We start from the raw sequence: 16492 nt of genomic DNA, 5'->3' as shown, positions 1-16492 counted from the left end.
CCTCGAAGCTTAAAGCAGCTTCAGTGGTGGCCCGGCTCGTCGATGATCCGAGGCAGGGTCTCGAACTGGTGGAAGGGCGGGGGAGAGGACAGGGTCCACTCCAGTGTCGTCGCACCCTCACCCCACGGATTGTCGGCGGCGCGCCGGCTGGAGCGGAAGGCCAGGACGACGCCGATGAAGAACACCACCATGCCGAGGGCGAAGATGTGTCCACCCCAGGTGGAGACCTTGTGCCAGCCCGCGAAGGCCTCCGGGTAGTCGGCGTAGCGGCGCGGCATGCCGGCGAGGCCGAGGAAGTGCATCGGGAAGAACAGGACGTTCGCCCCGATGAAGGCGAGCCAGAAGTGCAGCTTGCCGGCCCATTCGGGGATGATGTGACCGGTCATCTTCGGGAACCAGTAGTAGACGCCGGCGAAGATGATGAACACCGCACCGAGCGAGAGCACGTAATGGAAGTGCGCCACGACGTAGTAGGTGTCGTGCAGGTACTTATCGACCGCTGAGTTCGCGAGGACGACGCCGGTGACGCCGCCGACCGTGAACAGGAAGATGAAGCCGACCGCCCAGTGCATGGCAGCGGTGAAGCGGATCGAACCACCCCACATCGTCGCGATCCAGGAGAAGATTTTCACCCCCGTGGGCACCGCGATGACCATCGTGGCGAAGACGAAGTAGGACTGCGTCTGAAGCGACAGGCCGACGGTGTACATGTGGTGCGCCCACACGACGAAGCCGACGACGCCGATGGCAACCATGGCGTAGGCCATGGCAAGGTAGCCGAAGACGGGCTTGCGCGAGAAGGTCGAGATGATGTGCGAGACGATGCCGAAGGCCGGCAGGATCATGATGTAGACTTCGGGGTGACCGAAGAACCAGAACAGGTGCTGGTAGAGCACCGGATCGCCGCCGCCGGCCGGGTCGAAGAAGGTCGTGCCGAAGTTGCGGTCGGTAAGGAGCATCGTGATCGCACCGGCGAGCACCGGCAGCGACAGGAGGAGTAGGAACGCGGTCACGAGCATCGACCAGGCGAACAGTGGCATCTTGTGCAGGGTCATGCCCGGCGCGCGCATGTTCAGGATGGTGGTGATGAAGTTGATCGCGCCAAGGATCGAGCCGGCGCCGGAAAGGTGAAGGGCGAAGATCGCGAAATCCACGGCCGGTCCCGGGTGGCCGGAGCTCGACAGGGGCGGGTAGACGGTCCAGCCGGTGCCGGCGCCGGAGGAGCCGGGGGCGCCTTCCACGAACAGCGAACAGACGAGGCTGAGGAAGCCTGCGACCGTGAGCCAGAACGAGACATTGTTCATGCGCGGGAACGCCATGTCGGGCGCGCCGATCATGAGGGGCACGAACCAGTTGCCGAAGCCGCCGATCAGGGCGGGCATCACCATGAAGAACACCATGATGAGGCCGTGGCCGGTCACGAACACGTTGTAGGTGCCGGGATTGGCGAAGTACTGGAGGCCGGGCTCTTCCATCTCCATGCGGATGCCGAAGGAGAGGAACGCACCCATGATGCCCGCGCAGAATGCGAACAACAGGTAGAGGGTGCCGATGTCCTTATGGTTCGTGGACAGGAACCAGCGGGAGAAGAAGGAGGGCATGTGGTGGTCGTGGGCGTCGTGATGCCCCGTATGTGCAGCGGCGTTCGCCATGGATGCAGACCTTAGTCCAGGTTTCTCGTGATCATCTCGATGGGTGGATCCGGGCGCCGCTCGAGGGCCCGGGTCCGGGATCCGCGCCCCTACCGGGCGTCGGCGAACTTCGACGGGTCGTTGATGCGGGCGAACTTGGTCTTACCCTCGGCGAGCCACTTGGCGTAGGCCTCCTCGCTCACGACCTGAACCGTGATCGGCATATAGGCATGTCGGGCGCCGCAGAGCTCGGAGCACTGGCCGTGGTAGGTGCCCTCACGCTCCGCCTTGAACCAGAACTGGTTCAGGCGGCCCGGAACGGCGTCGATCTTGAAGCCGAAGGACGGCATCGCCCAGGAGTGCATCACGTCGGCGGCGGTGACCTGGATCTTCACGATCTTGTTCACCGGTACGACCATGTCGTTGTCGGTGCCCAGCAGCTTGGGCTGCTTGTCCTCGTCGAGGTTGGCATCGAAGGTGAAGCCGCCCCCGTTTTCCACAGCCGGGTACTCGTAGGACCAGTACCACGCATGGCCGATGACCTTCACGAGGACGTCGGCCTTGGGATCGGAGAGCTGCGTGCGCAGCAGGCGGAACGACGGGATCGCGACGGCGACCAGGATCAGCACCGGGACGATGGTCCAGGCCACCTCGATCATGGTGTTGTGCGTGGTCTTCGAAGGCGTCGGGTTCGCCTTCTCGCTGAAGCGGAAGACGCAATAGAGGATCAGGCCGAGCACGAACAGCGAGATGCCAAACGACAGCCAATGCATCCCGTGCTCGAACGAGTGGATATCCCGGGCGTTCTCCGTGACGGCGACCTGACGGTCCATCTGCCACGGCACGGGCTGGCCGATGCCGGCCGCGAGAGCCGATGACGAAGAAACGAGGAACGCGCCGAGCGCGGCAAGCCCCCATGATGACCGGTGTTGCGCCTGCGTCGTCCGCATGTGCCTCTCGTGGCTCCCCGTGATTGTGATCGTCGATGCCGCGCGTCTTGCTGGGTTTGTTCTAAATCGCAAGTGCATTTCGCGGATCGCGGGCCGTTTGCGGGTAAGAACCCACGTCGGGCCGATTGGCGTGTCAGACCACAAGGGCGTGAGGCGCGCAACCGCAACAGCGTCGCATCAGACCGCTCGAAGGTCTCGACTCAGGCTGTTCACCGTCTATCGAAATGTCGCAGCCTCGGTAACGTGTCCTCCGGTATTCATCATGCCAGGTGAGGAAGCGTCGCCCGGCTTCGAGGCCGGCTGTGGGGTCGCGCGTGATCGATCGACTGGAATTCATCCTGGCTCTCGCCCGCGAGCGTCACTTCGGCCGGGCTGCCCAGGTCTGCAACGTCTCTCAGCAGACCCTCTCAGCGGGCGTGAAGCAGTTGGAAGAACGGCTCGGTGTGCTTCTCGTGCAACGGGGCTCGCGTTTCCAGGGGTTCACTCCGGAAGGCGAGCGCGTTCTCGAATGGGCGCGCCGCATCGTCGGAGATGCGCGGGCGCTGCGAGAGGAGGTTGCGAGTCTGCGGCGCGGTCTTTCGGGAACGCTTCGACTCGCGGCAATCCCGACGGCGACTCCGATCGTCGCCGCGCTCACGACGCCGTTCCGGGCGCGCCACCCGAACGTCCGCTTTTCTGTCCAATCGACGACCTCCGGGGAAATCGGGCGCCTGATCGCCGATCTCGAGATCGATGCCGGCATCACCTATCTCGAGAACGAGCCCCTCGGCCGTTTGACCGCCGTGCCGCTCTATCGGGAGCGCTACCGCCTGCTGACCGCGATCGACGGGGTGTTCGGCGAACGGGAATCGGTGACGTGGGACGAGGTGGCGAGCCTGCCTCTGTGTCTGTTGACCCCGGATATGCAGAACCGGCGGATCATCGACCGGCAGCTTCTCAACGCGGGAACGGAATCCGCACCGCTTCTCGAGTCCAACTCGATGATCGTTCTCCTGACCCACGTTCGCACAGCCAAATGGGCGAGCATCATGCCGGCGGTTCTCGCCGACACGTTCCGTCTGAATGACCGCGTCAGAGCCGTGCCGATCATCGATCCGGATCTCAGCCACGTTGTCGGTCTCGTGGTGCCGGAACGCGAACCGATGACGCCCCTCTGCGCGGGGCTGATCGTGGAAGCGCGGGCCGTTGCTTCGTCCATTACCCAAATGATCGACGCGCTGTGAGAAAAGCTTGACGACTCGGCATGAGGGACCGGGGTTGCGATGCCTTTTCGCGTCGCAGAATTCGTTTCCGACAAAAATCCGTTGTCGATCCACCGATCAGTGCGATTGATCGGGGGTTGGCGATATACCACCTTGGAACGAGAACAATCTCAGTCCGGGTAGGAATAATGGTGCCGAACGAACCCTGGAACGAGCCGCGGGCCGCCAGGATCATCGCCGAACATATCCACCTGGAGGGGGCGACGCTCCCGATCCTCCATGCGCTGCAGGAGACCTTTGGCTACGTCGACGAAGGTGCTGTGCCGCTGATTGCCGACGCGCTGAACCTATCGCGTGCCGAGGTGCATGGATGCATCACCTTCTATCACGATTTCCGGCGCGCGCCGGTGGGGCGCCACCAGGTGAAACTCTGCCGCGCCGAGGCCTGTCAGGCCATGGGCTCGGACGCGCTGCACGCCCAGATTCTGTCGCGTTTCGGGGTCGACTGGCACGGGACGACCGCCGACGGCCAGGTCACGGTCGAGCCTGTCTACTGCCTCGGTCTCTGCGCAAACGGTCCCGGAGCCCTCGTGGACGACGAGCCTTTGGCCCGGCTCACCGCCGATTCCCTCGAAGCCGCCCTGACGGAGATGACATCGTGAGCATCACGATCACCGTTCCGCGCGATGCCGTGGCCCTCGGGCTCGGCGCCAATCGCGTGGCCCGCGCGCTGTTCGCCGGCGCTGAGCGCCGTGGCCTCGACATCACGATCGTCCGCACCGGGTCCCGGGGCCTCTTGTGGCTCGAGCCGATGATCGAGGTCGCAACGCCGGGGGGCCGTATCGCTTATGGACCGGTGACACCTGCCGACATCGACAGCCTCCTCGATGCGGGCCTCGTCGAGGGCGGTGCCCATCCCCTCCGCCTCGGGCGACCGGAGGAGATCCCCTATCTCGCGCGTCAGCATCGGCTCACCTTTCAACGCTGCGGCGTGGTCGATCCGGTCTCGGTCGAGGATTACCGAGCGCATGGCGGCTACCGGGGCCTCGAAGCTGCCTTGAAGCTCGACGCGGCCGGCATCGTCGCGGAAGTGCGTGAATCCGGTCTTCGTGGCCGCGGTGGCGCCGGGTTCCCTGCCGGGATTAAGTGGAACACGGTGATGCTCGCTCAGGCAGAGCAGAAATACGTAATTTGCAATGCCGATGAGGGGGATTCTGGAACCTTCGCCGATCGCATGATGATGGAGGGCGACCCCTTCAACCTTATCGAGGGTATGACCATCGCGGGTCTCGCCACGGATGCAACCCGCGGCTACATTTACCTGCGCTCCGAGTATCCTCAGGCCTTCGCGACCCTCAAGGAGGCGATCGCCAACGGCATCAGGGCCGGCGTCCTCGGCGAGAACGTACTGAACTCCGGCAAGGCCTTTCATCTGGAAGTTCGCCTCGGCGCCGGCGCCTACATCTGCGGCGAGGAAACGTCCCTGCTCGAGAGCCTGGAGGGCCGCCGCGGCATCGTGCGCGCCAAGCCGCCGATTCCGGCCCTGAAGGGCTTTCTCGGCCAGCCGACGCTCGTCAATAACGTGATGACCTTCACGGCCGTGCCCTACATCCTACAGCATGGCGCCAAGGCCTATGCCGAGTACGGCATGGATCGCTCGCTCGGTACCCTCGCGATCCAGCTCGCCGGCAACATCAAGCACGGCGGACTGATCGAGTACGCCTTCGGCATCACATTGCGCGAGATCATCGAGGATTTTGGCGGCGGCACGCAGAGCGGGCGTCCGGTTCGCGCGGTCCAGGTGGGTGGCCCTCTGGGCGCCTACTTCCCCGACCACCTCCTCGACACGCCGCTCGATTACGAAGCGATGGCGGCCAACAAGGGTCTCGTCGGCCACGGCGGTATCGTCGTCTTCGACGACACCGTCGACATGGCCAAGCAGGCGCGCTTCGCGTTCGAGTTCTGCGCCGTGGAATCCTGTGGCAAGTGCACACCCTGTCGCATTGGCGCAACCCGCGGCGTCGAGACCATGGACAAGGTCATCGCCGGGATCCGGCCGACCGAAAATCTCGCCGTGGTCGCCGACCTCTGCGACGTGATGACCGACGGTTCGCTGTGCGCCATGGGCGGTCTGACGCCGATGCCCGTCATGAGCGCCATCACCCACTTCCCCGAAGATTTCCAGCAGCGCGGACCGATGTCCGTCGCAGCTGAATAAGGAGGCGCGATCCATGGCCCTCATCAAAGAGATCGACTACGGCACCCCGATCCGCGTGAACGAGCAGACGGTCACGCTTACCATCGACGGCATGAACGTGACGGTGCCCGCGGGCACGTCGGTGATGGCCGCCGCCATGCATGCCGGCACGCAGATCCCCAAGCTCTGCGCCACAGACTCGCTGGAGGCTTTCGGTTCCTGCCGTCTCTGCCTCGTTGAGATCGAGGGACGTCGCGGCACGCCCGCTTCCTGCACGACGCCTGCCGAGAACGGCATGGTCGTCTCGACCCAGACGGACAAGCTCGCGAAGCTCCGCAAGGGCGTGATGGAGCTCTACATCTCCGATCACCCCCTCGACTGCCTGACCTGCGCCGCCAACGGCGACTGCGAGTTGCAGGACATGGCGGGCGCGGTGGGCCTGCGCGACGTACGCTACGGCTATGACGGCGCCAATCACGTCAAGCCGACCTCCGAGCAGTACCTGCCGAAGGACGCGTCGAACCCGTACTTCACCTACGATCCGTCGAAGTGCATCGTCTGCAATCGCTGCGTCCGCGCCTGCGAGGAGACGCAGGGGACCTTCGCGCTGACCATCTCCGGTCGAGGGTTCGACAGCCGCGTCGCTGCCGGCCCGACCGACTTCTTCAACTCCGAGTGCGTGTCGTGCGGCGCCTGCGTCCAGGCCTGCCCGACCGCGACCCTGCAGGAAAAGTCGATCATCGAGCACGGTCAGCCGGACCATTCGGCGATCACCACCTGTGCCTATTGTGGCGTCGGCTGCTCGTTCAAGGCCGAGATGCAAGGCACCCGGATCGTCCGCATGGTGCCCTACAAGGGTGGCAAGGCGAATGAGGGCCATTCCTGCGTGAAGGGCCGGTTCGCTTACGGCTACGCCACCCACAAGGACCGCATCACCAAACCGATGATCCGCGACAAGATCACGGACCCCTGGCAGGAAGTCTCCTGGGAGGTCGCGATCGACCGCGCCGCGTCAGAATTCAAGCGCATCCAGGCCAAGTATGGCAAGGATTCGGTCGGCGGCATCACGTCGTCCCGGTGCACCAACGAAGAGGCTTACCTAGTCCAGAAGCTCGTGCGCGCCGCCTTCGGCAACAACAACGTCGACACCTGCGCCCGCGTCTGCCACTCGCCGACCGGCTACGGGCTGATGTCGACGCTCGGCACCTCGGCCGGCACGCAGGACTTCGCGTCCGTGGCGCATTCCGACGTGATCCTGGTCATCGGCGCGAACCCAACGGATGGCCACCCCGTCTTCGCGTCCCGCATGAAGAAGCGCCTGCGCGAAGGCGCGAAGCTCATCGTCGCCGATCCGCGCAAGATCGACCTCGTGAAGTCGCCCCACATCCAGGCCGACCATCATCTGCCGTTGAAGCCGGGTTCGAACGTCGCCTTCATCAATTCGATGGCGCATGTCATCGTCACGGAAGGCCTCGTCGACGAAGCTTATGTCCGCGAGCGTTGTGACCTCGGCGACTTCGAAGCCTGGGCGCGCTTCGTTGCCGACGAGCGCCATTCTCCCGAGGCGCAGGCGACCTACACGGGCATCGACCCGACCGAGCTGCGTGCCGCTGCACGGCTCTACGCCAAGGGCGGTGCCGCCGGCATCTATTACGGCCTCGGTGTTACCGAGCACAGCCAGGGCTCGACCATGGTCATGGGCATGGCCAACCTCGCTATGGTCACCGGCAACATTGGCATGCTGGGCGCTGGCGTGAACCCGCTGCGCGGTCAGAACAACGTCCAGGGCTCCTGCGACATGGGCTCGTTCCCGCACGAGTTGCCTGGCTACCGCCACGTCTCCGACGACGCCACCCGCGAGACCTTCGAGTCGCTCTGGGGCGTGTCGTTGGACCAGAACCCGGGCCTGCGCATCACCAATATGCTCGACGAGGCCGTCGATGGTGCTTTCAAGGGCATGTACATCCAGGGCGAGGACATCGCCCAATCGGATCCTGATACGCACCACGTGACCGCCGGGCTGATGGCGATGGAATGCATCGTCATCCAGGACATCTTCCTCAACGAGACAGCGAAGTACGCTCACGTCTTCCTGCCCGGCGCTTCTTTCCTCGAGAAAGACGGCACCTTCACCAATGCCGAGCGCCGCATCTCCCGCGTGCGCAAGGTGATGCCGCCGCTCTCCGGCGTCGGCGACTGGGAGGGCACGATGCTGCTGTCCAACGCCCTCGGCTATCCCATGCACTACAGCCATCCCAGCGAGATCATGGACGAGATCGCATCCCTGACGCCAAGTTTCTCCGGCGTGAGCTTCGCCAAGCTCGACGAACTCGGCTCGATCCAGTGGCCGTGCAACGAGGCCGCCCCGAAGGGCACGCCGATGATGCACGTGGACCGCTTCGTGCGCGGTCTCGGAAAGTTCATGATCACCGAGTACGTGCCCACCGAGGAGCGTACGGGCCCGCGCTTCCCGCTCATCCTGACCACGGGCCGCATCCTGTCGCAGTACAACGTCGGCGCGCAGACCCGTCGTACGGAGAACTCGCGCTGGCACGAGGAAGACGTGCTCGAGATCCACCCCTTCGACGCGGAGGTGCGCGGGATCGTCGACGGAGACCTCGTTGCGCTGGAAAGTCGCTCCGGCGACATTGCCCTGAAGGCCATCGTGTCCGAGCGCATGCAGCCCGGCGTGGTGTATACGACCTTCCACCACGCCAAGACCGGCGCCAACGTGATCACCACCGACTACTCGGACTGGGCCACCAACTGCCCCGAGTACAAGGTCACGGCGGTGCAGATCCGGCGAACGAACCGCCCCTCCGACTGGCAGGCGCGGTTCTTCGAGGAGGATTTCTCGTTGACCCGGATTGCGACACAGTTGAATGCGGCCGAGTGACCAGACCAGCCTGACGGCGAACGAGGATCATCCGGCGGTCGAGACCGCTCGGCGCGTCCCGACCCTGGTCGTCGCCTACGATGACCAGGAGCCACGGAGCGGCACCCGGCCCCTTGCGGTCGAGATGCCGGTCAACCTGATCTACGGCGCGGTGCCTTACGCCGTGATGATGACGACGCCGGCAGATCTCGTGGACTTCGCCTACGGGTTCAGCTTGACGGAGGGCATCATCGCCACCGCCGACGAGATCCGGTCGGTTCAGGTCGAGGCGGATACGACGGCGGGCGGCATGCGCCTTCTCGTCGATCTCGTGCCGGGGCGCCTGCGGGAACACCTCTCGCGCAAGCGCGCCATGTCGGGGCGTACCGGCTGCGGCGTCTGCGGAATCGACGATCTCGCGTCACTGCCGAAGACCGACGCGCCTCTGCACGGCGCCAGCCGGGTCACCATCGCGGCGATCCAGCGGGCTCTGATGGCCATGGGCGACGCGCAAGTGTTGAACGCCGAGACGCGGGCGGTCCATGCCGCGGCCTGGGCGAATCTCGATGGAAGCTTAGGGGCGCTGCGCGAGGATGTCGGGCGGCACAACGGCCTCGACAAGCTGATCGGCGCCTTGATCCAGCGCAAGACCGACCCGGCCGATGGATTCGTCGTCATCACCAGCCGCTGCTCCTTCGAGATGGTCGAGAAGGCGGCGAGCCTCGGCGCGACGGTGCTGGTGGCAATCTCTGCCCCGACTTCGCTGGCGATCGACCGGGCGCGTCTTCACGGTATGACGCTCTGCGCCATCGCCCGCTCAGATACCCTGACGGTCTTCACTGGACGCGAACGTCTCGACTTGCCCGCGCAGCCCTGACGCCACGCGATTCCCGTTCCCTCGACAGAGTTTTCGTACCGATGAGCGCCCTGACGTCCGACGAAAAACTGGTCCGCATGGCCAATCAGATCGCCACCTTCTTCCGGTCCTATCCGGACGAGGAGGCCGTGGCCGGCATTCACAAACACATCGTGGCGTTCTGGACGCCGAAGATGCGCAGAGCCCTCGAGGCCCGTGGACTCGATCCGGACAGTGGCCTCGATCCCCTCGCGCTCAGGGCCCTTCAGGACACCCCGGCTGCCGATAGCCCCGTTCGTGCCGCCACCCGCGACCCGCATTTGCAGGGTGCAGGGGCCAGCGACGCCGGCTGATCCAATTCCGGAATCGTCAAACCCGAAGGACCACGCGGTCCTTCGCATCTCATTACCTGCAGCGCTGACTTCAGTCCTTCTCCGGTTCCTTCGTGGTACCTGGCACGATCGTCGCGCCACCGATCACCCGGACCGGTCGCTTGGCGTCCGCCGGCACGTCCTTCCAGTTCTGTGCCGCCGGCTTCGGCACCGGAGGCGGCTGCACCGAGGCCGGCGTCATGGCGGCGGCCGGTCCATCGACCTTCGGAGATGAGACCGCGGCGTTTACGGCGGCGGGGGCAGCGTCGGCCTTTGATCCGGCAGGGGGCACATCGGACAGCTTCGGTGCCCCGGGTGTGACAACAGGCGAACCCGCTTTGATCGTTGGGGTGAGGCGGACGACTTTTCGAGGTGTCTCGGACTTCGGCTTTGCGTCTGCCCCGCGAGCATCGGGGTTCAGGCCCATGGGATTCCGATCGGCAGGTCCGGGCGGCGCCGGCTGAACGGTCCGCGATCCGGTTTCCGATCGATTCGCAAGGTCCGTAAGGCCCGCCGGAGCGGGGCGCGCACGGCGAGCCTGATCCTGCGGGAAGGGGATGTCCGCGGGCGGTATGATTCTTTCGGCTTGCCGGATCGGCTGACGGATCGCCTCGTCGTCTTCGGTCCAGCCATAGCCGGGTGAACGGCGCATGATCCGCGGAGGTGCGTAGGGCGCTACGTCCAGCCGATGGCGTCCAATGATTCGACCGTCGCGCGCATCGACGAAGAGCCGGAGGCGATCACCATAAGGATTCGATGCCTCTAGGATATACGCCTGCCCATCGAAGCGTGGACGCGTGACGTCGGTGAATCCGCGGTCATTCAGCCGCCACACGACGGCACGGGGCGGTAGAAGGAGGTCAGGCTCGTAGGCGTATTGCGCCTGGGCAGCAGGCACGGCTGAAAGCGTCATGACACCGGCCAGGATGCCGGCCGACAAGGCGCGGGATGAGGGGGATGCACGCATGGGCTTCCTGCGAGACGAAAACATCGCTGTGAGATCCAGAGAGATGTCGGTGCGGAGGCCTGCTGTTGTCGCAGGTCCTCCGCTCCAAGGTCCGCCGGGATTCGAGACAATCCCCGCACGCCGCTTGTGCTCGGCACACCGTGTAAACAGGCCGAATGGGGCGAGATTGCGAGGCTGCCACCGTGGGTTCGGGGTCAACGGATCTGGCTCGTTCCGATCACCCGTGGGCCTGCGGCGAGAAAGCTCGCGGCGGGAGGGAACCATGCGCCGGAAAACCGCAGTGAGTCACCGGACACGCCCTTGCTGGAGCGGTTAAAATCTGTCACTTTCCACCGGTAGGACAGTAACGCTGTCCCATTCCCGGCAGGGTATCTGTCCGGATGGCTGTGAGGATCTCGCTCAGGTGACGTTGCCGGCGACCAAACGAGATTCGAAGCCGGTCGCCATCGCGGCGATCCGGGCCCGCACGGCTTGAAACCAAGCCGGCGTCGAGCCCGCGAGTTGCGGGCGCTTCCTGACCGAAGAACCCGCCCAGAGCCGACGCTGTCGAGAGACAAACCCGGAAGCCCCTCGGGCTCTGGGCATGAAACATGCTCGCTTGCGGGCAGGTCGGAGGCGAGAGATGGTGGACGTGGTCGCATCTTCTGAGTTCGGGGCGCTGCAGGCGTCGGTTCCCGCCACCCGCGACGGGACCGCGCCGCTGATCGTGCGCGACCGGGCTCTGCCGAAAGCTCAGGGGCTTTACGACCCGGCTCGCGAGAGCGACGCCTGCGGCGTGGGCTTCGTCGCCGACATGCACGACCGGCGGACGCATGCCATCGTCCAGCAAGGCCTCCAAATCCTGAAGAACCTTGATCATCGGGGTGCCGTAGGCGCCGATCCGAAGATGGGCGACGGGTGCGGTATACTGGTTCAGATTCCGCACGCATTCTTCAAGGCTGAGTGCGAGGCACTCGGTATCACCCTACCCGAGCCCGGACATTACGGGGTCGGCCAGTTCTTCATGCCGAAGGATTCCGACGCCCGTCGCCTCGTCGAGGAGATCGTCGAGAAGGCCCTGGCCGATGAGGGACTGCCCTTCCTCGGATGGCGCGATGTGCCGGTCGATCCGAGCGACCTCGGCGTGACGGTCAAGGAGACAGAGCCCTGCCACCGGCAGATCTTCATCGGCCGTCCTGCCACGGTGTCCGACGAGGACGCTTTCGAGCGTCGACTGTTCACCGCTCGCAAGGTGATTTCGAACAAGGTCTATGGCCTGAAGGACGAGCGTGCGAGCACCTACTATCCCGTGTCCCTCTCGACCCGTACCATTGTCTACAAGGGCATGGTTCTGGTCGATCAGCTCGGCGAATACTATCGCGACCTGCAGGACGAGCGCTTCGTTTCTGGCCTCGCTCTGGTGCACCAGCGGTTCGCCACCAACACATTTCCGACTTGGCGCCTGTCGCACCCCTACCGGATGGTCGCCCATAACGGCGAGATCAACACACTGCGCGGCAACGTCAATTGGATGGCGGCGCGCCAAGCGAGCGTCGATTCGGAGCTGTTCGGCAACGACATCTCGAAGCTCTGGCCGATCTCCTATGAGGGCCAGTCCGACACCGCGTGCTTCGACAACGCTCTCGAATTCCTCGTCCAGGGTGGGTATTCGCTGGCCCACGCGATGATGATGCTCATCCCGGAAGCCTGGGCCGGCAATCCGCTGATGAGCGAGGAACGCCGTGCATTCTACGAGTATCACGCCGCCCTGATGGAGCCGTGGGACGGTCCGGCTGCCGTCTGCTTCACCGATGGCCGCCAGATCGGCGCGACCCTCGATCGCAATGGCCTTCGACCCGCGCGCTACCTCGTCACCGACGACGGCCTCGTGGTGCTAGCGTCTGAGATGGGCGTGCTCCCGATCCCGGATGAGAAGATCGTCGAATCCTGGCGCCTGCAGCCCGGGCGGATGCTACTCATCGACCTGGAGAAGGGCCGCATCGTCTCCGATGAGGAGATCAAGAGCGAGCTCGCCGCCGCGCATCCCTACGCCGAGTGGGTCAAGAACACCCAAATCGTCCTTGAGGACCTGAAGCCCGTGATCCCGCGGGCTTCGCGTTCGGACGTGTCGCTCCTCGATCGCCAGCAGGCCTTCGGCTACAGCCAGGAAGACCTCAAGCTTCTCATGGCGCCCATGGCTGTCACCGGCCAGGAGGCCGTCGGCTCCATGGGCACCGATACGCCGCTCTCGGCGCTGTCCGACAAGCCGAAGTCGCTCTATTCCTATTTTAAGCAAAACTTCGCGCAGGTGACGAACCCGCCGATCGACCCGATCCGCGAGGAAGCGGTGATGAGCCTCGTCTCGTTCATCGGCCCGCGCCCGAACCTGCTCGACATGGAGGGCGCCTCCCGCAAGAAGCGTCTTGAGGTTCGTCAGCCGATCCTGACCAACGGCGACCTCGAGAAGATCCGCTCGATCTCCCATTTCGAGGACCGGTTCGACACCAAGACCCTGGACATGACCTTCCCGGCCGAAACCGGTGCGGCGGCCATGGAGGGCGCGGTCGATCGCCTTTGCGATCGGGCCGAGGTCGCGGTGCGCGGCGGCTACAACATCATCATCCTGTCGGACCGGGGCGTCGGGCCGGATCGCATCGCGATTCCGGCACTCCTCGCGACTGCCGCCGTGCACAATTACTTGATCCGCAAGGGACTGCGTACTTCTGTCGGCCTCGTGGTCGAGTCGGGGGAGCCACGCGAGGTACATCACTTTGCTTGCCTCGCCGGTTACGGCGCCGAGGCGATCAACCCCTATCTCGCCTTCGAGACGTTGATCGCGATGAAGGACGAGTTCCCGCCGGACCTGACGCCGGACGAGATCGTCTACCGCTACATCAAGTCGATCGATAAGGGCCTGCTCAAGGTCATGTCCAAGATGGGCATCTCGACCTATCAGTCCTATTGCGGTGCGCAGATCTTTGACGCGATCGGTCTGAATTCCGCTTTCGTCGAGCGGGACTTCTTCGGAACCGCGACGACGATCGAGGGCATCGGTATGGCCGAGGTTGCACAGGAGACCGCGCGGCGTCACGCCGATGCTTTCGGCGACTCCCCGATCTATCGGACTACCCTCGATGTCGGTGGTGAATACGCCTATCGCCTGCGCGGTGAGAGCCACACCTGGACGCCCGATTCGGTCGCGACGCTGCAGCATGCCGTGCGCCTCGGCCTGCCGGAGCGCTACCGGGAATATGCGCGGCTGGTGAACGAGCAGGAGAACCATCTCAAGACGATCCGCGGGCTGTTCCGCATCAAGCAGGCGGCCGAGATCGGCCGGGCGCCGGTCGACATCGATCAGGTCGAGCCCGCGGCCGATATCGTCAAGCGGTTCGCGACAGGCGCCATGTCCTACGGCTCGATCTCGAAGGAGGCGCATGAGACATTGGCAATCGCGGTGAACTCGTTCGGCGGTCGCTCGAATTCGGGCGAGGGCGGCGAGGAGGTCGAGCGCTTCAAGCCGATGGCGGACGGGCGCTCGCGCCGCTCGGCCATCAAGCAGGTCGCTTCCGGGCGCTTTGGCGTCACGACGGAATATCTCGTCAATTCCGACATGATGCAGATCAAGGTTGCACAGGGTGCCAAGCCGGGCGAGGGCGGCCAGCTGCCCGGCCACAAGGTCGATGCCAAGATTGCCAAGGTCCGCTACGCCACCCCCGGCGTCGGCCTGATCTCGCCGCCTCCGCATCACGACATCTATTCGATCGAAGATCTGGCGCAGTTGATCTTCGACCTGAAGAACGTGAATCCCGAGGCCGACGTCTCGGTGAAGCTCGTCTCCGAGGTCGGCGTCGGAACAGTCGCGACCGGCGTTGCCAAGGCGCGCGCCGATCACATCACGATCTCGGGCTTCGACGGCGGCACTGGTGCGGCCCCGCTGACCTCGATCAAGCACGCGGGCGGCCCCTGGGAAACGGGTCTGGCCGAGACCCAGCAGACCCTGGTGCTGAGCCACCTGCGCGGGCGCGTCGTCCTTCAGGCCGACGGTGGCATCCGCACGGGCCGCGACGTCTTGGTCGCGGCCCTGCTCGGGGCCGACCAGTTCGGTTTCTCGACCGCGCCGCTGATCGCGGCCGGCTGCATCATGATGCGCAAGTGCCACCTGAACACCTGCCCGGTGGGAGTGGCAACGCAGGATCCCGTTCTGCGCAAGCGCTTCAAGGGGACACCCGAACACGTGATCAACTACTTCTTCTTCGTGGCCGAGGAGTTGCGGGAGTTGATGGCGTCCATGGGCTTCACCAAGATCGAGGACTTGATCGGCCGGGCCGACCTCCTCGACACGCTGGAGGTGATCAATCACTGGAAGGCGCGCGGTCTCGACTTCTCGAAGCTGTTCCACCGCCCGGAAGTGCCCGAGCACGTCGCGATCCGGCACACGGAGAAGCAGAAGCATCCGATCGATACGGTGCTCGACCGACGCCTGATCGCCGGCGCGCAATCGGCCCTTGACGGCGGCGAGCCTGTAGTGGTGCGGGAGGAGATCAAAAACTCGGATCGTACGGCCGGCGCCATGCTTTCCGGAGTCGTGGCCAAGCGGTACGGCCACGAGGGTCTGCCCGACGACACCATCCGGTTGGAGCTGTCCGGAACAGCCGGCCAGAGCTTCGGCGCCTGGCTCGCGGCGGGTGTCACGTTGGTACTCACCGGCCACGCGAACGACTACGTCGGCAAGGGCCTGTCCGGTGGCAAGCTGATCATCCGCCCCTCCGACGCCCTGCGGGCGCCGGGCTCGCACACCATCATGGCCGGCAACACGGTCCTTTACGGGGCGATCGCGGGCGAGGCCTACATTCGCGGTTCGGCCGGTGAGCGCTTCGCCGTCCGCAATTCGGGCGCCATCGCGGTGGTCGAGGGCATGGGCGACCACGGCTGCGAGTACATGACCGGCGGCGTGGTGGTGTCGATCGGCGAAACCGGACGCAACTTCGCGGCGGGCATGTCGGGTGGCATTGCCTACGTCCTTGACGAGGACGGCTCGTTCTCGGCCCGTTGCAACCTGTCTATGGTCGATCTCGAACCCGTCGAGGAGGAGGACGACCTCATGCGTCGATTCCACCAGGACGGCGACTTGGAAACGAAGGGCCGTGTCGACATCCTGGCCGATATGTCGGGCCACGACGAGGAACGCCTGTCTCAACTCATCACCAATCACCTGAAGTACACGGGCTCCCCGCGTGCCAAGGCGATCCTCGATGACTGGGCCGGCTACCGCACCAAGTTCGTCAAGGTGATGCCGGTGGAGTACCGGCGAGCCCTGCGCGAAATGGAAATGGCGCGGATGCCGGTGGCGGCCGAGTAGGCGCTGCACGACCGAAATTCTATCGAGACGGTTCCCAGTTCGTGACGAACTGGGAACCGCACGGGTCAGCACCTTGAGATGGCTGACGCATGAGGCAGGGCGGTG

The 16492-nt window shown here is 64.8% G+C and carries 10 protein-coding genes; 7 read left to right on the top strand and 3 right to left on the bottom strand.

What is annotated here, in order from left to right:
- Positions 1-20: 20 nt before the first annotated feature.
- Both ctaD and coxB read right to left on the bottom strand, forming a co-directional pair.
- Positions 21-1652, bottom strand: a complete 1632-nt coding sequence (gene ctaD, locus AC6EUL_RS15045; protein WP_056269564.1) for a cytochrome c oxidase subunit I — start codon at positions 1650-1652, stop codon at positions 21-23.
- Positions 1653-1741: 89 nt separating this feature from the next.
- Complete coding sequence (gene coxB / locus AC6EUL_RS15040) at positions 1742-2581, bottom strand: cytochrome c oxidase subunit II (RefSeq protein ID WP_499871004.1); 840 nt, start codon at positions 2579-2581, stop codon at positions 1742-1744.
- Between the two features lie 314 nt (positions 2582-2895).
- On the opposite strand from coxB, the gene AC6EUL_RS15035 reads away from it, so the two are divergent.
- The 6 genes from AC6EUL_RS15035 (at position 2896) to AC6EUL_RS15010 (ending at position 10064) form a co-directional block, all read left to right on the top strand.
- Positions 2896-3804 carry a LysR family transcriptional regulator gene (locus AC6EUL_RS15035; protein ID WP_499871002.1) on the top strand — a complete coding sequence of 303 codons (909 nt, stop codon included), beginning with the start codon at positions 2896-2898 and terminating at the stop codon, positions 3802-3804.
- Between the two features lie 167 nt (positions 3805-3971).
- Complete coding sequence (locus tag AC6EUL_RS15030) at positions 3972-4445, top strand: formate dehydrogenase subunit gamma (protein ID WP_056217326.1); 474 nt, start codon at positions 3972-3974, stop codon at positions 4443-4445.
- Entirely contained in the window at positions 4442-6001 is a 1560-nt protein-coding gene (locus tag AC6EUL_RS15025) for a formate dehydrogenase beta subunit (RefSeq protein WP_056269561.1), read from the top strand. The genes AC6EUL_RS15030 and AC6EUL_RS15025 overlap by 4 nt, the downstream gene beginning before the upstream one ends.
- Positions 6002-6014: 13 nt before the next feature.
- A complete protein-coding gene (gene fdhF, locus AC6EUL_RS15020; protein WP_056269558.1) occupies positions 6015-8876 on the top strand; it encodes a formate dehydrogenase subunit alpha in 2862 nt (953 codons plus the stop codon).
- Complete coding sequence (fdhD, locus tag AC6EUL_RS15015; protein ID WP_499870999.1) at positions 8863-9732, top strand: formate dehydrogenase accessory sulfurtransferase FdhD; 870 nt, start codon at positions 8863-8865, stop codon at positions 9730-9732. The genes fdhF and fdhD overlap by 14 nt, the downstream gene beginning before the upstream one ends.
- A 41-nt stretch (positions 9733-9773) precedes the next feature.
- Complete coding sequence (locus AC6EUL_RS15010; RefSeq protein WP_499870997.1) at positions 9774-10064, top strand: formate dehydrogenase subunit delta; 291 nt, start codon at positions 9774-9776, stop codon at positions 10062-10064.
- Positions 10065-10134: 70 nt separating this feature from the next.
- On the opposite strand, the gene AC6EUL_RS15005 is transcribed toward AC6EUL_RS15010, so the two are convergent.
- Positions 10135-11049, bottom strand: a complete 915-nt coding sequence (locus AC6EUL_RS15005) for a hypothetical protein (protein WP_499870995.1) — start codon at positions 11047-11049, stop codon at positions 10135-10137.
- Between the two features lie 622 nt (positions 11050-11671).
- Here AC6EUL_RS15005 and gltB point away from each other — a divergent pair.
- Complete coding sequence (gene gltB, locus AC6EUL_RS15000; protein WP_499870994.1) at positions 11672-16387, top strand: glutamate synthase large subunit; 4716 nt, start codon at positions 11672-11674, stop codon at positions 16385-16387.
- The last annotated feature ends 105 nt before the right edge of the window (positions 16388-16492 follow it).

The sequence above is a fragment of the Methylobacterium sp. 001424705 genome (assembly GCF_059816145.1).
Note: the sequence above shows the minus strand (reverse complement) of the source record. Positions and strands in the feature narration are given on the sequence as shown.